Origin of the sequence: Variovorax sp. YR216, assembly GCF_900107745.1 — a bacterium.
In the GTDB taxonomy this organism is placed as follows: Bacteria; Pseudomonadota; Gammaproteobacteria; order Burkholderiales; family Burkholderiaceae_C; genus Variovorax.
This window is the reverse complement of the sequence record NZ_FNRO01000002.1, coordinates 830,698-851,203: the sequence shown is the minus strand read 5'-3', so window position 1 is coordinate 851,203 and position 20,506 is coordinate 830,698. Positions and strand designations below refer to the sequence as shown.

The 20,506-nt window shown below is 67.7% G+C and carries 14 protein-coding genes; all 14 read left to right on the top strand.

The genetic code is table 11. From position 1 onward, the window contains the following. The first annotated feature begins 28 nt into the window (after window positions 1-28). The 14 genes from BLW05_RS08975 to glgX all read left to right on the top strand — a co-directional run bounded on the left by BLW05_RS08975 (window position 29) and on the right by glgX (window position 20,503). Window positions 29-2,599 (top strand): cation-translocating P-type ATPase, encoded by a 2,571-nt coding sequence (locus BLW05_RS08975; RefSeq protein ID WP_093161843.1) that lies wholly within the window; start codon window positions 29-31, stop codon window positions 2,597-2,599. A 96-nt stretch (window positions 2,600-2,695) separates the two neighbouring features. Continuing rightward, complete coding sequence (locus BLW05_RS08970; RefSeq protein WP_093161841.1) at window positions 2,696-4,339, top strand: acyl-CoA synthetase; 1,644 nt, start codon at window positions 2,696-2,698, stop codon at window positions 4,337-4,339. A gap of 20 nt (window positions 4,340-4,359) precedes the next feature. Then, window positions 4,360-5,064, top strand: a complete 705-nt coding sequence (adk, locus tag BLW05_RS08965; protein WP_093161839.1) for an adenylate kinase — start codon at window positions 4,360-4,362, stop codon at window positions 5,062-5,064. Window positions 5,065-5,136: 72 nt separating this feature from the next. Then, window positions 5,137-5,670 (top strand): universal stress protein, encoded by a 534-nt coding sequence (locus BLW05_RS08960; protein WP_093161838.1) that lies wholly within the window; start codon window positions 5,137-5,139, stop codon window positions 5,668-5,670. A 120-nt stretch (window positions 5,671-5,790) separates the two neighbouring features. After that, window positions 5,791-6,261, top strand: coding sequence for a hypothetical protein (locus BLW05_RS08955; RefSeq protein ID WP_093161836.1), 471 nt, complete (start codon window positions 5,791-5,793; stop codon window positions 6,259-6,261). A 54-nt stretch (window positions 6,262-6,315) separates the two neighbouring features. Beyond that, window positions 6,316-6,795 (top strand): phasin family protein, encoded by a 480-nt coding sequence (locus BLW05_RS08950; RefSeq protein WP_093161835.1) that lies wholly within the window; start codon window positions 6,316-6,318, stop codon window positions 6,793-6,795. A gap of 35 nt (window positions 6,796-6,830) precedes the next feature. Then, on the top strand, window positions 6,831-7,463 hold the full coding sequence (locus BLW05_RS08945) for a TetR/AcrR family transcriptional regulator (RefSeq protein ID WP_093161833.1): 633 nt from the start codon (window positions 6,831-6,833) through the stop codon (window positions 7,461-7,463). Between the two features lie 100 nt (window positions 7,464-7,563). Next, the gene (locus tag BLW05_RS08940) at window positions 7,564-8,562 is read left to right on the top strand and encodes an ABC transporter substrate-binding protein (RefSeq protein WP_177142596.1); all 999 of its coding nucleotides are present in this window, start codon (window positions 7,564-7,566) and stop codon (window positions 8,560-8,562) included. A gap of 7 nt (window positions 8,563-8,569) precedes the next feature. Continuing rightward, a complete protein-coding gene (locus tag BLW05_RS08935; protein ID WP_256330120.1) occupies window positions 8,570-10,129 on the top strand; it encodes a trypsin-like peptidase domain-containing protein in 1,560 nt (519 codons plus the stop codon). 192 nt (window positions 10,130-10,321) lie between these two features. Next, on the top strand, window positions 10,322-12,202 hold the full coding sequence (gene glgB, locus BLW05_RS08930; RefSeq protein WP_093162157.1) for a 1,4-alpha-glucan branching protein GlgB: 1,881 nt from the start codon (window positions 10,322-10,324) through the stop codon (window positions 12,200-12,202). Continuing rightward, a complete protein-coding gene (locus BLW05_RS08925; protein WP_093161829.1) occupies window positions 12,177-14,222 on the top strand; it encodes an alpha-1,4-glucan--maltose-1-phosphate maltosyltransferase in 2,046 nt (681 codons plus the stop codon). The genes glgB and BLW05_RS08925 overlap by 26 nt, the downstream gene beginning before the upstream one ends. A 10-nt stretch (window positions 14,223-14,232) precedes the next feature. Continuing rightward, window positions 14,233-17,553: a maltose alpha-D-glucosyltransferase gene (gene treS, locus BLW05_RS08920; protein ID WP_093161827.1), complete on the top strand. Its 3,321-nt coding sequence runs from the start codon at window positions 14,233-14,235 to the stop codon at window positions 17,551-17,553. A 35-nt stretch (window positions 17,554-17,588) separates the two neighbouring features. Next, on the top strand, window positions 17,589-18,377 hold the full coding sequence (locus tag BLW05_RS08915; RefSeq protein ID WP_093161825.1) for a mechanosensitive ion channel family protein: 789 nt from the start codon (window positions 17,589-17,591) through the stop codon (window positions 18,375-18,377). Further along, the gene (glgX, locus tag BLW05_RS08910; RefSeq protein WP_177142564.1) at window positions 18,374-20,503 is read left to right on the top strand and encodes a glycogen debranching protein GlgX; all 2,130 of its coding nucleotides are present in this window, start codon (window positions 18,374-18,376) and stop codon (window positions 20,501-20,503) included. The genes BLW05_RS08915 and glgX overlap by 4 nt, the downstream gene beginning before the upstream one ends. Window positions 20,504-20,506 lie beyond the last annotated feature (3 nt).

Below are 20,506 nucleotides of genomic sequence, written 5' to 3'. Positions count from 1 at the left end.
GGCGCGGGGCAGTCCGCCATACGGCCCCATGAGCGAGGCCCCGCCCGCATCGGCGTTTCGGCCGCTGGGCGGCGGCCTGAGCGAGGACGAAGCGGCGCTGCGGCTGCGACGGGACGGCCCGAACGAATTGCCGGTCTCGCGCCCGCGCGGCCTGCTGCGGCTGGCGCTCGAGGTGGCGTCCGAGCCGATGTTCCTTCTGCTGGTGGCATGCGGCGTCATCTACATGGTGCTCGGCGATCCCCAGGAAGCACTGATGCTGCTCGGCTTCGTCTTCGTGGTGATGGGCATCAGCTTTTTCCAGCAGCGACGCAGCGAACGCGCCCTCGATGCCTTGCGCGACCTGTCCAGTCCACAGGCACTGGTTCTTCGCGGACCGACGGCACGCCGGATCGCCGCGCGAGAGCTGGTGGTGGGCGATGTGGTGTTGCTGGCCGAAGGCGACCGCGTCCCCGCCGACATGGATCTCGTCGAGGCGTCCAACCTCGCTGTCGACGAATCGCTGCTGACCGGCGAGTCCATGCCGGTGGCCAAGGAAGCGGCGGCGTCGCATCCGGCGATTGACACCGCAAAGGTTTTCTCCGGCACGCTGGTCACGAGCGGCACCGGGCGCGGCTGCGTGATCGCCACCGGCGAGCACAGCGCGCTGGGACGCATCGGCAAGTCGCTCGCGGGTATCGCGGCCGACTCCACGCCGATCCAGCAGGAGACCCGCCGCGTGGTCAAGCAGGTGGCTGCCGTCGGACTGGCGCTGGCCGGCGTCCTCGCCGTTGCCTACGGGATCACCCGAGGCGACTGGCTGCACGGCGTGCTCGCAGGGCTCACGCTTGCGATGGCCATCCTGCCGGAAGAACTCCCGGTCGTCCTCACGCTCTTCCTGGGCCTGGGCGCTTGGAGGCTGGCACGCGAGAAGGTCCTGGCCCGCAGCATTCCCGCCATCGAGCGGCTCGGCGCCACCACGGTGCTGTGCGTGGACAAGACCGGCACGCTGACCGCCAACAGGATGACCGTGCGGCGAGTGTGGTCAGAAGAGGCGGTCTACGACCGACTGTCGTCGGCGGGTCAGGTCCTGCAGGAAGAACTGCATGGCGTCCTCGAGTACGCCGTGCTTGCCAGCCATCGGCGCGCCTTCGACCCGATGGAGTCAGCCATCGCCTTCGCGGGGCAACAACTGCTCGCCGGCACCGAGCACCTGCACGCCGACTGGACGCTGGTCGACGACTATCCCCTGTCGCCGGAAATGCTCGCCATGTCGCGCGTCTGGCAGTCGCCGGACCAGCGGGAAAGGCTCATCGCGGCCAAGGGTGCCCCGGAAGCCATCGTCGACCTCTGCCACATGGATGCCGATCGGGCCGCGATGGTGGCCGCGCAGGTGCGAGCGATGGCGCAGGACGGCCTGCGCGTGCTGGGCGTGGCGCAGGCCACCTTTGGCGCGGCCGCGTTGCCGGAGCTGCAGCACGACTTCGAGTTCCGGTTTCTCGGACTTGTGGGTCTGGAAGATCCGGTGCGCCCCGATGTGCCCCAGGCCATCGCCGAATGCCGGAAAGCCGGCATCCGCGTCGTGATGATGACCGGCGACCATTCCGCGACCGCCGTCTCGGTCGCGCGGCAAGCCGGCCTGACGACCGATGGCCCCCCCATCACCGGAGCCGAGCTGGCGACACTGTCCGATGAAGCTCTTCAAGCGCGGCTCGCCGAGGCACACATCTTTTCTCGCGTGCAGCCTGACCAGAAGCTGCGACTCGTTCGCGCGTTCGTCGCGCGCGGCGATGTGGTGGCCATGACCGGCGATGGCGTCAACGATGCACCCGCGCTGAAAGCGGCCGACATCGGGGTCGCGATGGGTGCCCGCGGCACCGAGGTGGCGCGAGAGGCAGCCGCGCTGGTCCTCATGAACGACGACTTCGCCTCACTCGTGACCGCGGTGCGCTACGGGCGCCGCGTGTTCGCGAACCTCCGAAAGGCCATCGTCTTCGTGGTGGCCGCGCACGTGCCGATCGTCGGCCTGTCCATCGTCCCGGTGCTGCTGGGCTGGCCGATGCTGCTCATGCCGGTGCACATCCTGTTCCTGCAACTGATCATCGACCCGGCCTGCTCGGTGGTGTTCGAGGCCCAGCCATTGGAAGCCGATGCCATGAAGACCCCGCCGCGCCGCGCGGACCAACGTCTTTTCGACGCGGCCTTGCTGGTCCGTGGTCTCTGGCAAGGCGTCGGCTTGCTCGCGCTGCTGCTGGCGGTCTACGCGGGCGCCCGGCTGCAGGCCCCGCCGAGTGTCGATGGCGACGAAGTGGCGCGGACATTGACCTTCATGGCCCTGGTGCTATCCAACCTGGCACTGATCCAGACCAATCGGTCGTGGTCGCGCGCTCCGCAGCGGGGCAACCGCGAGTCGAACAGACAGTTCGCCTGGATTGTGCTGGGCACGATCGCACTGCTGGGGCTCGTGCTCACCGTTCCTGCGGTCAGCCGCCTGTTCTCGTTCGCGCCGCTCTCACCCGTCCTGCTGGCGGCTGCGCTGGCCGTTTCGGGCATGAGCTTCTTGTGGTTCGAGTGCACCAAGAGGATTCTGCTCAGGCCGGGCGCACCTGGCGGCTCACGCTAGGCCGGTCTCGAAGCGTCCTTGCAAACATTCGTCATCTTTCAGCGGGGTTGGTGAAAACTTTGTCCGCGAAGCTATGTGCGCCATCAGGAGAGAGCCATGACGCACATCAATCCCTATGCGCTGGGGTTGGACAAGAACGCGGCGAATTTCGTCGCACTGTCGCCCCTCAGCTTCATCGAGCGGGCCGCCCACGTCTATCCGGAGCGCACGGCCCTCGTCTACGGCAGCCTGCGCCGAAGCTGGGCCCAGACCTATGAGCGCTGCCGGCGGCTGGCCGGCGCGCTGGCCGCGCGCGGCATCGGCCCCGGCGACACGGTCGCCGTGATGCTGCCCAACACCCCCGCGATGTTCGAGGCGCATTTCGGCGTGCCGATGAGCGGTGCGGTGCTCAACACCCTGAACACGCGACTGGATGCCTCGGCCATCGCATTCATGCTGGAGCACGGCGAAGCCAAGGTGGTGCTGACCGATCGCGAGTTCTCCGGCGTGATGGCGCAGGCCCTGTCCGCGCTGGGCAACCGCCGGCCCCTGGTGATCGAGGTCGAGGACGATCTCGCGCCGCCCGGCCAGCGCCTGGGCGAGATCGACTACGAGAGCTTCCTGGACGAAGGCGACACGGACTACGCCTGGCAGCTGCCGGCCGACGAGTGGGATGCCATCGCGCTCAACTACACCTCCGGCACTACCGGCAATCCGAAGGGCGTGGTCACCCACCATCGGGGCGCCTACCTGAACGCCGCGAGCAACGCCATCGCCTGGAACCTGCCCGACGGCTCGGTCTACCTGTGGACGCTGCCGATGTTCCACTGCAACGGATGGTGCTTTCCATGGGTGATGGCGCTGTCGGCGGGCACCAGCGTGTGCCTGCGCCGCATCGATCCCGTGCAGATCTACGCCCTCATCCGCGAGCACCACGTGACCCGCATGTGCGGCGCGCCGATCGTCTACAGCCTGATGATCAACGCGCCGGCCGAACTGCGCGAGGGGATCGGCCACGCCATCCGCGGACTGGTGGCCGGTGCGGCGCCTCCGGCGGCGGTGATCGAGGGCTGCGAGGCGGCGGGCATCGAGCTCACCCATGTCTACGGACTGACCGAGGTTTACGGCCCGTCGGCCATCTGCGCCAAGCAGCCCGGCTGGGAGTCGCTTCCCGTCGTGGAGCGCGCGCGGCTCAACAGCCGCCAGGGCGTGGCCTACCCCCTGCAGGACGCCGTGACGGTGCTGGATCCGCAGACCATGCAGCCGGTGCCGGCCGACGGCGAGACCATCGGCGAAATCATGTTCCGCGGCAATGCCGTGATGAAGGGCTACCTGAAGAACCCCGGCGCCACCGAGGAAGCCTTCGCCGGCGGCTGGTTCCACACCGGCGACCTGGGCGTGCTGCATCCCGACGGCTACGTGAAGATCACCGACCGCAGCAAGGACGTGATCATCTCGGGCGGCGAGAACATCTCCTCGATCGAAGTCGAGGATGCGCTGCACCACCACCCGGCAGTGCTCAGCGCCGCAGTGGTCGCCCTGCCCGATGCCAAGTGGGGCGAGGTGCCCTGCGCTTTCGTCGAACTCAAGGCGGGTGGCGCGGTGACCGAGACCGACCTGATCGACTTCTGCCGGCCGCTCCTGGCGCGCTTCAAGCTGCCCAAGCGCATCGTCTTCGGCGAGTTGCCCAAGACCTCCACCGGAAAGATCCAGAAGTTCGTGCTGCGCGAGCGCGTGCGCTCGGCCAGCGCCATCGAGTGAAACCAGACAACGAGCACACCATGAGACTGATCCTGTTGGGCGCCCCCGGCGCGGGCAAGGGCACCCAGGCCGCCTTCATCAGCCAGAAGTACGGGGTTCCCCAGATTTCCACGGGCGACATGTTGCGCGCCGCGGTCAAGGCCGAAACGCCGCTGGGGCGCGAGGCCAAGGCCGTCATGGCGGCCGGGGGCCTCGTGAAAGACGACCTGATCATCCATCTCGTCAAGGAACGCATCGCCCAGCCGGACTGCGCACGAGGTTTTCTCCTCGACGGCTTCCCCCGCACGGTGGCGCAGGCCGAAGCCCTGCGCACGGCCGGCGTCCGGATCGACCATCTGCTGGAGATCGAGGTCCCCTTCGCCGAAATCATCGAACGCATGAGCGGACGGCGTTCGCATCCGGGTTCCGGACGCACCTACCACGTGAAGTTCAATCCGCCGAAGGTCGATGGCAAGGACGACATCACCGGCGAAGCGCTGATCCAGCGCGAGGACGACAAGGAAGAAACCGTGCGCAAGCGCCTCGCGGTCTACGACCAGCAGACCCGGCCGCTCGTCCACTACTACACGGACTGGGCCAGCACGGACCCCGGCGCAGCGCCGAAGCACCTGGTCATCGATGGCGTCGGCAGCGTGGCGCAGATCAAGTCCCTGATCTTCGTGGCACTGGGCGATGAAGCCCCGGGCCGGGCGGTGACCGCTCGCCCCGTTGCGGATTGCGCTTGACCTGGGTCAATCGCAACCCACGCGCTTCAGGCGCATACTGGACCTGTACAAACACGCCACAAGGAGTGCCCCATGTTCCAGCAGATCCTCGTCCCCGTCGACGGCAGCCCGACCTCGATGCAGGGCCTCGACCAGGCCATTGCCGTGGCGCGGCTCGCCAATGGCCGCCTGCGCCTGGTCCATGTGGTCGACGAGCTGTCTGCCGCGATGGCGATGGATGCCTATTCCGGCTATGCCGGCGACTGGACGGGCCTGCTGCGCGAGAACGGCGCCAAGCTGCTCGTGGAATGCCGCCAGAAAGTCGAGGCTGCCGGTATCCCCGTCGACAGCGTGCTGCGCGACACCTTCGATGGCGCGGTCCATGAGGTCATCATCAAGGAAGCCGCAAGCTGGCCCGCCGACCTGATCGTGCTGGGCACCCATGGACGCCGCGGCGCCAAGCGCCTCTTCCTCGGCAGCAGCGCCGAGCAGATCCTGCGTTCGGCCTCCGCCCCCGTGCTGCTGGTGCGCGCGCCCGAGCAGCCGGCCGAGGGCGAAGCAGCGACGGCGGCCGAACGCGAGCCGTTCCGCGTGCATCTGCCCAGCGGCGCGCTGGCGCTCGAATGAAATTGGGGCAGTTGGCCTAACTATCGAACCGATCTAGCTTTTCCGGCCTAGGGCTTTGCGAAGAAGATGAACCCGTCGCGCCACTTCCGGCGAAGACGGATTCACTTCAAAGGAACCACCATGTCCACGCAGAACATCTCCTCGGCCGCCCTCCATGTCGTCGGCCAGTACAACGACGCCGGCAAGACGCTCGTCAACGCCTGGCGCGCCGGTGCGCATCGCCTGCTCGGTGGGGCCACGTCCCGCTACGGCAGCTTCCTGGCGAAGCGCGTCGACATCGAGCACGGCCGCGTGGTCGCGCTGATGGACCGCTTCGCCGAGGCCGCCACGAGCGGTATCGAATCCGTCGCCAAGGCCGCCGCGCGTGTCGAAGCACCGCTGAGCACCTCGGTCATCGACGCCATCACCCGCATTCACCAGCCGATCGCCAGCGCGTCGGTGAAGATCGCCGACACTGTCGCCGCCGGCGCGAAGAAGATCGAGAGCCGCGTGGCCGGCACCGCGGAAGCTGAATCGGAGGTGCAAACTCCCAAGGCGAAGCCTGCCGCACGCCGTCGGGCCAGCGCCGGCTCGCGCGCACTCAAGGCCTGATCCCGGTGCGGGAGGGCGCGGTCTCTCTTTCGGAACATCTTTCAGGAGCAGCGCATGGCGACTCGCCGCGATGAAGCCGACAGCGTGAAGAAGAAAGACAAGGCCGCGCCGGCCCGCAAGACCACGGCCGCCAGGAAAACCGCACCGCGCAAGAAGACGGCGGCCACGCCGGCACCTTCCGCGGAGGGAACCGGCAGCGCCAAGGGCCTGCTGCGCGCGGGCCTTCAGGCGCTGGGCAATGTGCGCGACGACGTCGTCAAGCACCAGACCAACGTGATCGAGACGCTGCTCGGCGTCCCGAAGGGCAGCAATGCCGGCGGCCGGAGCGGCGCTGTGCGGGCATTTCCCGCGCTCGACATCGGGCTGCGCAAGTTCGAGGATGTGTTCGACCAGCGCGTGGCCGCCGCCATGCAGCGCCTCGGCCTGCCAGGCGCACAGGAGGTCCATGCGCTGCGCGAACAGGTGCGCCTGCTGCAGGAACGCATCGAGCAGCTGGAGCGCGGCGCCGGCAGCCCTGGCCGCCGCAAGCGCTGAAGCCCGACGGTCCGCACCCCGCGACAGCGCCAGCCGTGGCCAGTCTCAAGACCCGCGAACGCATCCTCCAGGCCAGCCTGGCGCTGTTCAACGCGCAAGGGCTGGCAGCGGTGTCGACGCACCGCATCGCAGCCGAGCTCGGCATCAGCCCCGGCAACCTGCACTACCACTTCAACGCCAAGCAGCTCATCGTCGAGCGCCTGTTCCGCCGCTTCGAGGAACGGCTGGAGCTGCTCAACGCCTCGGCGGCGAACGTGCGCGCGATCGACGATCTCTGGCTGTCTCTGCACCTGCGCTTCGAAGCCATCGATGCGTACCGCTTCGTCTATCGCGACATGGCGTACCTGAGCGGCGAATACCCACCGCTCGGCCAGCGCGCGCAGGCGCTCACCGCGCAGAACCTGCTGGCGGCGAAGGCGCTGTGCGAGGCACTGGTGGCCGCCGGCGTCATCGAAGCCACCGCAGAAGAGGCCCAGATGCTCGCGCTGCAGATCGTGTTCACCACCACCTGCTGGCTCTCTTTCGAACGCCTGGTACCGGGGCGCGACGCGCTGCAACAGGCCGATCCGGGACTTGCGGCGTACTACACCCTCACGCTCGTGTCGCCCTACGTCTCGCGCGAATCGAGGGCCTACCTCGACTTTCTGCGGGGCAAGTACCTCGGGTAGCCGAAGCTACCCGTTCCCTTGACCGGAACCTCCCGGGATCGGCATGATCCCGGGGCAGCGCCCCCCGCTCGGGGGACGGCCTCCAGAGGCAGGAGGGGTCATGATCGATCGTCGTCGACTCGTCTACGGCCTGGCGTGTGCGCTCGGGACGAAAGCGCTGGCCCAGGTTCCGGGGCATACCTATCGCATTGCCTTCTTCGGGTTCACGGCCAAGAACAGCGCCGAGGATGATCGGGTCGTCGCTGCGTTCGTGAACCGGCTGGTGGAACTCGGTTTCGCCCAGGGCCGAAACCTCACCATCGACTGGCGCTACGCGGAAGGCAGGAATGAACGCTACGCCGAGTTCGCAACCGAGATGCGCAACAAGGGTGTCGAGCTGGTCGTGACCGGCAGTGCGACGGCAGCGCAGGCCGTGGTCGATGCCGGCGGCAACATCCCGGTCGTCACGTTCGGAATCAGCGACCCGCTGCGCACCGGTCTCATCGCGAGCTTCGCGCATCCAGGCGGCCAGGTCACCGGGATGTCCAACTTCACTGACGACCTGGTGGCGAAGCGAATCGAACTGTTCAAGATCGCGGTCCCCGCCGTCACCCGGATCGCATTTGCCCGCTGCCCGGAATGCGCGCGGTTGTCGGGCCTGAGCAGCGCGAGCCTCGATGCGGCTTTCGAACGCTACCGGGAAAGCGCGCGAATGCTCGGCGTCACCCTGTTCCTGCTACCGATCAACGCTGCGGACGACTTCCCGGCCGCGGTTGCGTCAATCGAGCGTGAGCAGGCGGACGCCGTGCTCCTGTCGCCCAACCAGATCAACGCGAAGCTGCGGGACGACTGGATCGCATTCGAGGCAGCGCACCGGATTCCCTTGATGGTGGACTACCGAGGCTTCGGATGCCTCCTGTCGTACGGTCCCGACTATGCGGCGATGTTCCGTCGGGTGGCAGAGATTTCCGCGCAGATACTCAATGGGGCCAAGCCCGGCGACCTCCCGCTCGAGCAGCCGACAAAGGTCGAGTTCATCATCAACCTGAAGGTCGCGAAGGCCATGGGCCTGACCATCCCGCGCAGCGCGCTTCTTCGCGCGGACGAGGTCATATCGTGAGTATCCAGTGTCGACTGACCACTACGGCAGGAACCAGCCGACGACGCCGACGATCCAACGCATCGCCATGCGCAGTGCCGCCGCCTCGTCAGTCCGGCGCGCCAGCCGGAAACCTCGCGCAGCGAGCCGCCCGTTCGGCCGGCTCGCCGTGTTGGGCATTGCCTTGCTGCTGGCCGCGTGCGCGTCCACGCCACCATCGCAGGCCACCGTCGTTGCACCCTCCCCTCAGGCGACCACTGCCACGCCCACCTTCTCTTCCCTCGTCGCCGGCCGCAGCGCCAGCATCGTCGACATCAGCACGCTGCGCATCGGGGGCGTGGACGACCGGGCGGTCGAACTGGAGATCGCGCCCGAGATGGACTTCGCCGACCGGCTCGCCTCGCCGCTGCCCGCCAGCGTGCGTCTGGGCCAGACCCGCGACCTCGCCTCGGGCCTGATCCTCACGAGCGACGGCCTGATCCTGACCAGCGCGCACGTGATCGCCGGCGTGGACGAGGCGCAGGTCCGCCTGGACGACGGGCGCCGCTTCCCGGGCCGCGTGCTCGGCGTGGACCGGCGCACCGACGTGGGGCTCATGAAGATCGACGCGAGCGGCCTCTCGCCGGCGGTCATCGGCGATTCGACCGGCCTCGCGCCGGGCGACTGGGTCGCGGCGATCGGCGCGCCCTTCGGTTTTCACGGAAGTGTCACGGCCGGCGTGGTGAGCGCGGTCGACCGCTATGTCGCCGGCGGCGGCGAGGTGCCCTACATCCAGACCGATGTGGCGATCAACCCCGGCAGTTCGGGTAGCCCGCTGTTCAACAGCCGCGGCGAAGTGGTCGGCATCAACTCCATGATCTACAGCGGCAGCGGCGGCTACATGGGCCTGTCCTTCGCGGTGCCGATCAACCTGGCGATGCGGATCGCGGGGCAGCTCAAGTCCGCCGGGCGCGTCCAGCGCGCTCGCATCGGCGCCGACTTCCAGGAAATGACACCCGCGCTGGCGCAGTCCTTCGGCCTGAAGCAGCCGGCAGGCGCCCTCGTGGTCGGCGTGGATGCGAACGGCCCCGCGCGATCCGCCGGGCTGCTTCGCGGCGACGTGGTGACCGGCTTCGACGGCAAGCCGGTCGCGCGCTCCACCGATCTGCAGCAGCGGATCTCGCAGGGCCGGCCGGGCAGCCGCAATGCGATGGAGGTCTGGCGGCGCGGCGCCGCGCACACGCTCTGGGTCGTCTTGTCCGAAGAGCCCGCGCCGCGCGGCATCCTGCGGCCAAGCGTCGCGGGCGAATGGGGCGACGGCCTCGGCCTGAGCCTGGGCGAGCTCTCGTCCAGCCAGCGCCTGCAACTGGGCGTCGACGGCGGTCTCATGGTGCGCGAAGCCTCGGGTGCGGCCCGCAGCGAAGGCATCCGCCCGGGCGACCTCATCGTCGCGGTGAACGACACCCGGCTCGAGCGCATCGAGGACTTCCAGCGCAGCCTCTCGGCCGTCGCGCCGGGCCGCAGCGTCGCGCTGCTGGTCATGCGCGACAGGCGCCTGGCCTACGTGCCGGTGCGCCTGCCGGAGCGCACGCCGAAGCCGGCGAGTTGAACGCCGGCCCAAGCCGCTCTACAGTAAGCCGCTGTCCGACAGCGGGACGAGCGGTCGATACCTGCTCGAACGCAGCGTGGCGTCTTAGAAAGGACGTTCGGCCCTGCCACGGGGCACTCAACGTGGAAAGAACACTTCGTGAGCGCTGCACCCCTTCCCCAGGCTGTCCAGGCATTCCAGGCCTTCGACGACATGGATGCCTACCTTTTTCGCGAAGGCACGCATTCGCGTCTGCATGAAAGGCTGGGCGCCCATCTGGCCGCCGACGGGCAAGGCGCATCGTTCGCGGTGTGGGCGCCGAACGCCACCTCCGTCTCGGTCATCGGCGACTGGAACGACTGGAACGGGCACGTCGACCCGCTGGCGCCGCGCGCCGATTCGACCGGCATCTGGCAGGGCCACTGCCAGCGCGCCCGCCACGGGCAGGCCTACAAGTACCGCATCACCGCCCAAGGCGGCCGCGTGCTGGAGAAGGCCGACCCGCTCGCCTGCTTCGCCGAGCAGCCACCGGCCACCGCATCGCGGATCTGGTCGCTGGACTACACCTGGAGCGACGCCGGCTGGATGCGGCAGCGCGCCGAACGCAACGCCGCCGATGCACCGGTCGCCATCTACGAAGTGCACGTCGGATCCTGGCGCCGCCAGGACGGCCGCCCGATGGGCTGGCGCGATCTCGCGCACGCGATGGGCGACTATGTGGCGTCCATCGGCTTCACGCACATCGAGCTGATGCCGGTGACCGAGCATCCGTTCTATGGGTCGTGGGGTTATCAAACCACGGGCTATTTCGCGCCGACCTCGCGCTACGGCACGCCGCAGGACTTCATGTACTTCGTGGACCACCTGCACCAGCGCGGCATCGGCGTGCTGCTGGACTGGGTGCCCTCGCACTTCCCCACCGATGCGCACGGGCTGGCCTCCTTCGACGGCACGCATCTCTACGAGCATGCGGACCCGCGCCAGGGCTTTCATCCGGAATGGAACTCGGCCATCTTCAACTACGGCCGCAACGAGGTCCGCAGCTTCCTGATGTCCTCGGGCCTCTTCTGGCTCGACCGCTATCACATCGACGGGCTGCGGGTGGATGCGGTCGCGTCGATGCTCTACCTGGACTATGCACGCCAGGGCGGCGGCTGGATTCCCAACCGGCACGGCGGACGCGAGAACCTCGAGGCGATCCAGTTCCTGCAGGACCTCAACCGGGCGACCTACCGCGACCACCCGGACACCTTCACCGTCGCCGAGGAATCGACCGCCTGGCCGCAGGTCTCGCGCCCCACGGACATGGGCGGGCTCGGCTTCGGCATGAAGTGGAACATGGGCTGGATGCACGACACGCTCGCCTACATGCGCGAGGACCCGGTGCACCGGCGTTATCACCACCACCGGCTGACCTTCTCGATGGTGTACGCCTTCAGCGAGAACTTCGTCCTGCCCCTGTCGCATGACGAGGTGGTCTACGGCAAGGGCTCGCTGATCAACAAGATGCCCGGCGACGAATGGCAGCAGTTCGCGAACCTGCGGCTTCTGCTGTCGTACATGTGGGCGCACCCGGGCAAGAAGCTGCTCTTCATGGGCGGCGAATTCGCGCAGCGGCGCGAATGGACGCACGAAGGCGAACTCGAATGGGGCTCGCTCCAGTCCGAAAAGCACCGCGGCGTGCAGCACCTGGTGGGCGAACTCAACCGCCTGCTGCGCGACGAGCCGGCGCTCCACGAGCTCGACTTCTCGTCCGACGGCTTCCTGTGGCTAGAACCCAACGACCACGAGCAGAGCGTTGTCGCCTTCCTGCGACGCTCGCGCTCGGCCGGCGCGCTGCTGGTGGTCTGCAACATGACGCCGGTGCCGCGCCAGAACTACTGCGTGGGCGTTCCGACCGACGGGACCTGGGCCGAGATCCTCAACAGCGATGCGCGCGCGTTCGGCGGCTCGGGCTGGGGCAACCTCGGCGCGGTGCGTGCGTCACCGATGCGCTCGCACGGGCAGCCGCATTCGGTGTGCCTGACGCTGCCGCCCCTGTCCACCCTCTTCCTGAAGGTCGTTGCCGATGATCAGCAAACTCCTGCTGCGTGACGACGCTCCCGTGCCGGTCGACGTGGTCGACGGGCGAAGCCGTGCCGTGGTCGATGCGGTCCTGCCGATCGTGGATGGCGGGCGCTTCGCGGTGAAGCGCACCGTCGGCGAAAGCATGCGCGTGACCGCGCACGTGTTCACCGATGGGCACGACGTGCCGCGCGTGATGCTCCAGTGGTGGAAGGACGGCGACGAACGCAGCCACGAAGTGCCGATGAAGCTGCGCTACAACGACGAGTGGCACGCCGAGTTCACGCCGCCGGTCATCGGCCGCTACCACTACACGGTGGTGGCATGGGTCGATGCTTTCGAATCGTGGCGGCACGAACTGGTGCGCCGCGTCGACGCGGACGACATCCGCATCGCCGCGCGCACCGGCGCGATGGAAATCGCCGCCGCTGCCGAACGCGCCAAGGGTGACGATCGCGACACGCTCGCGCATTGGGCGCGTTCGCTGGAAGAAGGCGCGAACGACGGCGCGATGGACGTCGCCGCGCTGAAGGCGCTCGCGCTCGACGACGACTTCGCCGCACTCGCCTCGCGCCATCCGGACCGTCATCTCGAATCGCGTTTCGCCGCCGAGCTCCCGCTGGTGGTCGATCGCGAACGCGCGCGCTTCAGCACCTGGTACGAGCTCTTTCCCAGATCGGCTTCGTCGACGCCGGGCGCGCACGGCACCTTCCGCGACGTGGAAGAACGCCTGCCGCTGATCGCCTCGATGGGCTTCGACGTGCTGTACATGCCGCCGGTCCACCCCATCGGCCGCGTGCAGCGCAAGGGACGCAACAACACGCTCACGCCCGAGCCCGGCGACGTGGGCAGCCCGTGGGCCATCGGTGCGACGGAAGGCGGCCACAAGGCGCTGCTGCCGGCGCTCGGAACACCCGAGGACTTCCGCCATCTGGTCGCGGCCGCGTCGCGCCTGGGCATCGACATCGCGATGGACATCGCCTTCCAGTGCGCGCCGGACCATCCCTACGTCAAGGAGCACCCGACCTGGTTCCGCTGGCGCCCGGACGGCACGGTGCAATACGCCGAGAACCCGCCGAAGAAATACCAGGACATCTACCCCTTTCATTTCGAAAGTGGTGACTGGGAAGGGCTGTGGAGCGAACTCAAGTCGGTGTTCGACCACTGGATCGGCGAGGGCGTGACCGTCTTCCGCGTCGACAACCCGCACACCAAGTCCTTCGCGTTCTGGGAATGGGTGATCACCGAAGTCAAGCGCGTGCACCCCGAAGCCATCTTCCTCGCCGAGGCTTTCACGCGACCCAAGGTGATGCAGCGGCTCGCCAAGCTGGGCTACACCCAGTCCTACACCTACTTCACCTGGCGCAACAGCAAGGAGGAGCTGACCGAGTACTTCACCGAACTGAACAAGGCACCGGGCAAGGAGTATTTCCGCCCCAACGTCTGGCCCAACACGCCGGACATCCTGCATGCCGCGTTGCAGACCGGCGAGGAGCCGGTGTTCAGGGCGCGCCTGGTGCTCGCCGCCACGCTGGCGGCCAACTACGGCATGTACGGGCCGGCGTTCGAGCTGCTGGAGCACCTTCCGCGCGGGCCGTCGAGCGAGGAGTACCTCGACTCCGAGAAGTACCAGCTGCGCCACTGGGACTGGAGCGCCGACGCGGGTCTGCGTCCCTTCATCACGCGCATCAACCAGATCCGCCGCGCCAACGACGCCCTGCAGTTCGACCACAGCCTGCGCTTCCTCGACATCGACAACGACCATCTCATCGCCTACATCAAGACCTCGCCGGACGAATCCCGCGCGGTGGTCACCGTGGTCAATCTCGATCCGCACCACACGCAGATCGGCTGGCTGCATCTCGACCCGGACCTGATCGGCGTGCCGCGCGAGCGCAGCTTCCAGATGCACGACCTGCTGACCGACCAGCGCTTCGTCTGGCACGGCACGCACCACTACATCGAGCTCGACCCGCATCGCATGCCGGCCCACGTGATGGCGGTCCGGCGGCGCCTGCGCGACGAGCGGGACTTCGACTACTACGCATGAGAGTGCCCCCATGAACGCTCCCTTGCCGGCACTGGTCCTCGAGACCACCGAGATCGACACCACGGGTGATCCGACGTGGTACCGCGATGCCGTGATCTACCAGGTCAACATCAAGGCGTTCATGGACTCCAATGCCGACGGGGTGGGCGACTTCAAGGGACTCACCAGCAAGCTCGACTACGTGAAGGATCTGGGCGTCAACACCATCTGGCTGATGCCCTTCTACCCCTCGCCGCTGCGCGACGACGGCTACGACATCGCCGCCTACGAGGACGTCCATCCGCCCTACGGCACGCTGGACGACTTCCGCGAGATGCTGGGCGAGGCGCACCGCCGCGAGCTGCGCGTGATCATCGAGCTGGTCATCAACCACACCTCGGCCGACCATCCGTGGTTCCAGGCCGCGCGCACTGCGCCGCCCGGTTCGCCAGAACGCGACTTCTACGTGTGGAGCGACACCGACACGCTTTACAGCGGCACGCGCATCATCTTCACCGACACCGAGAAGTCGAACTGGACCTGGGACCCGGTCGCCAAGGCCTACTACTGGCACCGCTTCTTCAGCCACCAGCCCGACCTCAACTTCGACAACCCGCAGGTGCTCGAAGCGGTGTTCCGCACCATGCGTTTCTGGCTCGACATGGGGGTGGACGGCTTCCGGCTCGACGCAATCCCCTACCTCATCGAGCGCGACGGCACCACCAACGAGAACCTGCCCGAAACGCACGAGGTCATCAAGAAGCTGCGCGCCGCGATCGACGCCAACTACAAGAACCGCTTCCTGCTGGCCGAGGCCAACATGTGGCCGGAGGACGTGCGCGGCTACTTCGGCGAAGGCGACGAGTGCCACATGGCTTACCACTTCCCACTGATGCCGCGCATGTACATGGCGATCGCGCAGGAGGACCGCGACCCGATCGTCGAGATCATGCAGCAGACGCCCGACATCCCCGACAACTGCCAGTGGGCCATCTTCCTGCGCAACCACGACGAGCTCACGCTCGAGATGGTGACCAACCGCGAGCGCGACTACATGTACACGACCTACGCGGCGGACGTGCAGGCGCGCATCAACCTCGGCATCCGCCGGCGGCTCGCGCCGCTGATGGACAACGACAAGGACCGCATCAAGCTCATGAACAGCATGCTGCTGTCGATGCCGGGCTCGCCGATCATCTACTACGGCGACGAGATCGGCATGGGCGACAACGTCTTCGTCGGCGACCGCAACGGCGTGCGCACGCCGATGCAGTGGAGCCCGGACCGCAACGGCGGCTTCTCGCGCGCGGATCCGCAGCGCCTGTACCTGCAGCCGATCATGGACGCGATGTACGGCTACGAGGCGGTCAACGTCGAGACGCAATTGCGCGACAAGAGCTCGCTTCTGCACTGGACGCGCCGCATGCTCGCGGTGCGCAAGACCAGCCGCGCATTCGGCCGCGGCCTGCGCACCTTCCTCAAGCCGGGCAACCGCAAGATCCTCGCCTACATCAGCGAGCACGGCGACGACGTGATCCTCTCGGTGTTCAACCTCTCGCGCGCGGCGCAGCCGGTGGAGCTCGACCTCTCGGCCTTCAAGGGTCGCGTCCCGGTGGAGATGCTCGGCCGCACCTCCTTCCCCCCGATCGGCGAGCTGCCCTACCTGCTCACGCTGCCGACGCATGGCTTCTACTGGTTCAAGCTCACCGACGAAGCGCCGATGCCGAGCTGGCACCAGGAAGGCGTCGCCCTGCTCGACCGGCCGGTGCTGGTGCTCTTCGACGGCTGGACCAGCCTCTTCCGCGATCGCGTGGTGCCGTGGCGCATCGGCTTCGCCGACCGGCTGAGCAAGCAGGTCGAGACCGACACGCTGCCGCGCCATATCGAGGCGCAGCGCTGGTACGCGACCAAGGGCGCGACGATCCAGCGAGCGCAGTTCTGGGATCAGGCCGTCTGGCAGATCGGTCGCTTCAGCTGGATGCTGCCGCTGCTCTCGCTCGAAGGCCCGCCCGAGCCTGCGCTCTACTTCATGCCGCTCGCGCTCGCCTGGGAAGACCACGACGAGGACCGGATGAAATCGCTGCAGCCCGCCGCCATCGCCAAGGTGCGCCAGCAGGCCAACGTGGGCGTGATGGCGGATGCCCTCTACGACGAGCCCTTCTGCCGCGAAGTCATCCGCGCGATCGTGACGGACACCACCCTGCAATCCGCCCACGGCCGCCTGCACTTTCGTCCCACGTCGCTGGGCCGCGAATTCCCGGTCAAGGCCATCGACGAGCTGCGCGTGAGCCAGCCCAGCCCGGTCAGCAGCAATACCGTGGTCACGCTCGGCGAGACGCTGTTCCTCAAGGGCTACCGGCATGTCCGGGCCGGTGTCAATCCCGAACTCGAGATGGGCCGCTACCTCGCGGAGGATGCCGGCTTCGTGCACGGCGTACCCGTGGTCGGCGCCCTCGAATACACCGGCAGCGACGGCACCGAGATGACGCTCGGCCTGCTGCAGGCCTACGTGCCCAACCAGGGCGACGGATGGGAATACACGCTCGCCTACCTGGAGCGGGTGCTCGACGAGATGCGAGACATCGACGCCACCGCGCTCGCGGATTCACACGGGGCCTTCATGGCCCTGATGAAGATCCTCGGGCGCCGCACCGCCGAACTGCACAACGCACTCGGGCGGCCCACCGGCAACAGGGCCTTCGCACCCGAACCGCTGGCCGCGCACGACCTGCAGCGCCTGCGCGACTCGGTGCGTGCGGAGGCTGGCGCCACCCTCGCGCAGCTGCGCGAATACATTCGCGCCAACCCACCCGGGTCGGTGGCCGAGGATGCGGAACGCCTGCTGGGCAAGCAGGACGCGATCAACACCTTCATCAGCCATATGGCGATCGAAGGCAAGAGCGGCCTGCGCACGCGCTACCACGGCGACTACCACCTCGGGCAGGTGCTGGTCACCCGAAACGACTTCGTCATCATCGATTTCGAGGGCGAGCCGGCGCGTCCCATCGAGGAGCGGCGCGGCAAGCAGTCACCCTTGCGCGATGTCGCCGGCATGCTGCGCTCCTTCAACTACGCACGCTGGAGCGCGCTGCGCCGCGCGGCGCAGAACGTCGGCGAACTGGCCCGCCTCGACGCCGCCGCACGCGAGTGGGAGGCCGAGACCCGTGACGCCTTTCTCTCGGGCTACGGCGAGGCGCTCGCACCAGGGTTGGGGCCCGTCGATGAACAACTGCTGAGTCTCTTCGAGTTCGAGAAGGCGTTCTACGAGCTGCGCTACGAGCTCGACAACCGCCAGGATTGGGTGCCCGTGCCGCTGCAAGGCATCCTCGCCATGCTGGACCGCAAAAAATGAAGGCCCGCCGCAGCCTCGCCCACTAGGAGAGTTCCATGGAAAGCCTCTCGATGCATCTGGAACCGCTGCGCGCGTTCCTGTTCCAGGTCGGCGCCCTCTTTCCCCGACTGCTCTTCGCGGTGCTCGCGGTGGCGGTCGGATGGCTGCTCGCCAAGGCGGTGCGGTTCGCGGTGGTGCGCGGCCTCCATGCGGTCAACTTCCAGGTGCTCACCGAGCGCTCGGGCCTCGACAACTTCCTGCGGCAGGGTGGCATGGTGTCTGATGCGACCGCCGTCTTCGGCGTGCTCGCGTACTGGATGGTGATCCTCGCCTCGCTGGTGGTGGCGTTCAACGGGCTGGGCCTCGCCTACGTCACGGACCTGCTCGGCCGCGTGATGTGGTTCGTGCCCAACCTCATCGTGGCGCTGCTGGTGCTGGCCTTCGGCTCGTACTTCGCGAAGTTCGTCGGCGACGCGGTGACCACCTACGGACGGAACGCCGGCATGCAGGACTCCCTGCTCCTGGGCAAGGTGGCGCAGTACGCGATCCTTCTCTTCGTGATCCTGATCGCGCTCGACCAGGTCAAGATCGGCGGCGATATCGTGCGCCAGAGCTTCCTCATCATCCTGGCCGGCGTGGTGTTCGCGCTCGCACTGGCCTTCGGGCTCGCGGGCAAGGACTGGGCCGCGCGCCAGATCGAGCAATGGTGGCCGCGCGAGCGGCAATCGCCACCGCGAAGTCCCTTGCGCGAGCCGCCACTTTCGCGCGAGGCGCCCACCCCGCCGAGGCCGCATGTCGCCCCCTGGCCGCATCGCGGCAACGACCACGACAGGCCGCATCCGTGACGAAGCGCGATCACGTCCCCCTGACGGCCATCTGGCCCGGCAGGCCGTATCCGCTCGGCGCCACCTGGGATGGACACGGGGTCAACTTCGCCCTTTTCTCCAGGCATGCGGAGGGGGTCGAGCTGTGCCTCTTCGACGACAAGGGCCGCCACGAGCGCCAGCGCATCCGCCTGCGCGAGCGCACCAACGACGTCTGGCATTGCTACCTGCCCGAGGCACGGCCTGGCATGGCCTACGGCTATCGCGTGCACGGCCGCTACAAGCCCGAGGAAGGTCATCGCTTCAACCCGCACAAGCTGCTGCTGGATCCCTACGCCAAGGACCTGATCGGCGAGCTGCGCTGGAGCGACGCGCTCTACGGCTACTCGGTCGGCAGCAAGCGGCAGGACCTGTCCTTCGACCGGCGCGACAGCGCGGCCTTCATGCCCAAGGGCCGCGTGCTCGAAACCGCATTCACCTGGAGCGACGACCGGCGGCCCGAGGTGCCGTGGCAGGACATGGTCATCTACGAGATGCATGTGCGCGGCTTCAGCAAGCTGCACCCGGACATCCCCGAGCACCTGCGCGGCACTTACGGAGCGCTCGCGACCGGACCCGCGATCGAGCACCTGAAGCGCCTGGGCGTGACCACCATCGAGCTGCTGCCGGTGCACGCCTACCTGAACGACAGGCACCTCGCGGACAAGGGCCTGCAGAACTACTGGGGCTACAACACGCTCGGCTATTTCGCCCCCGAGGTGCGCTACAGCGCGTCGGCCAAGGTGAAGGAATTCAAGACCATGGTGAAGGCCCTGCACGCGGCGGGCTTCGAGGTGATCCTCGACGTGGTCTACAACCACACCTGCGAGGGCAATCACCTGGGCCCGACGCTGTCGATGCGCGGGGTGGACAACGCCTCCTACTACATCGCCAACGCCGCGCAGCCGCGCTACTACGACGACTTCACCGGCTGCGGCAACACGGTCAACCTCGAACATCCGCGCGCGCTGCAGCTCGTGATGGATTCGCTGCGCTACTGGGCCGAGGAAATGCATGTCGACGGCTTCCGCTTCGACCTCGCGTCCGCGCTCGCGCGCGAGGCCGGCAAGGTCGAGAACCTCGGCGGCTTCTTCGATGCGATCCGGCAGGACCCGACCCTCAACCGCGTCAAGCTCATCGCCGAACCCTGGGACCTCGGCCATGGCGGCTACCAGGTCGGCAACTTCCCGCCCGGGTGGGCCGAATGGAACGACCGCTATCGCGACGGCATGCGCGGCTGGTGGAAGGGCGACGAGGGCGTGGCCGGCGAAGTCGCGAAAAGGCTCGCGGGCTCGCAGGATCTCTATGGCTGGTCCGGCAAGGGGCCGCACGCCAGCATCAACTTCGTGACCGCGCACGACGGCTTCACACTGCAGGACCTCGTCTCCTACAACCAGAAGCACAACGAGGCGAATGGCGAGGACAACCGCGACGGGCACGACAACAACCTCTCGTGGAACTGCGGCGCCGAGGGACCGACCGGCGACCCGGCCATCAAAGCGCTGCGCGAACGCCAGAAGCGCAACCTGCTCGCGACGCTGCTGTTGTCGCAGGGCGTGCCGATGCTCCTTGCCGGCGACGAACGCGGCCACAGCCAGCGCGGCAACAACAACGCCTACTGCCAGGACAACGAGCTCACCTGGCTCGACTGGACGCCTTCGCCGGAAGGCGATGCGCTGCAGGCCTTCGTCGCGCAGCTGATTCGCACACGGCGGCAGCACCCGTCCTTCCGTCGCCGCAGCTTTTTTCGCGGCGAGCCGTCCGCCGAAAGCGTCTCCAAGGACGTGGTGTGGCTGCGGCCCGACGGCGAAGAGATGGCGCCGGCAGACTGGGGCCCCCATGTGCGTTGTCTCGGCATGCTGTTCTCGGGCACCGGCCTGATCGACGTCGGCCCGCGCGGCGAGCCACAGCAGGACAACGACTTCCTGCTGTTGCTGAACGCCTATCACGAGCCCCTGCCCTTCGTGCTGCCGACCTCCGGCCACCACTGGACGCGGCTGATCGACACCGCGCACGAGACCGAAGCCTCCGCCGAAGTCGCCGAACGCTCGTGCCTGCTGCAGGACCGCTCGCTGGCGCTGCTGCGCAGAAAGCTGGGCACGCCATGAGCC

Bases quoted from the DNA above. Each gene is read 5' to 3' on its own strand.
- adk (WP_093161839.1), top strand. From the start codon at position 4,360: ATGAGACTGATCCTGTTGGGCGCCCCCGGCGCGGGCAAGGGCACCCAG.
- glgB (WP_093162157.1), top strand. From the start codon at position 10,322: ATGGATGCCTACCTTTTTCGCGAAGGCACGCATTCGCGTCTGCATGAA.
- BLW05_RS08960 (WP_093161838.1), top strand. From the start codon at position 5,137: ATGTTCCAGCAGATCCTCGTCCCCGTCGACGGCAGCCCGACCTCGATG.
- BLW05_RS08970 (WP_093161841.1), top strand. From the start codon at position 2,696: ATGACGCACATCAATCCCTATGCGCTGGGGTTGGACAAGAACGCGGCG.
- BLW05_RS08940 (WP_177142596.1), top strand. From the start codon at position 7,564: ATGATCGATCGTCGTCGACTCGTCTACGGCCTGGCGTGTGCGCTCGGG.
- BLW05_RS08975 (WP_093161843.1), top strand. From the start codon at position 29: ATGAGCGAGGCCCCGCCCGCATCGGCGTTTCGGCCGCTGGGCGGCGGC.
- treS (WP_093161827.1), top strand. From the start codon at position 14,233: ATGAACGCTCCCTTGCCGGCACTGGTCCTCGAGACCACCGAGATCGAC.
- BLW05_RS08955 (WP_093161836.1), top strand. From the start codon at position 5,791: ATGTCCACGCAGAACATCTCCTCGGCCGCCCTCCATGTCGTCGGCCAG.
- BLW05_RS08950 (WP_093161835.1), top strand. From the start codon at position 6,316: ATGGCGACTCGCCGCGATGAAGCCGACAGCGTGAAGAAGAAAGACAAG.
- BLW05_RS08915 (WP_093161825.1), top strand. From the start codon at position 17,589: ATGGAAAGCCTCTCGATGCATCTGGAACCGCTGCGCGCGTTCCTGTTC.
- BLW05_RS08925 (WP_093161829.1), top strand. From the start codon at position 12,177: ATGATCAGCAAACTCCTGCTGCGTGACGACGCTCCCGTGCCGGTCGAC.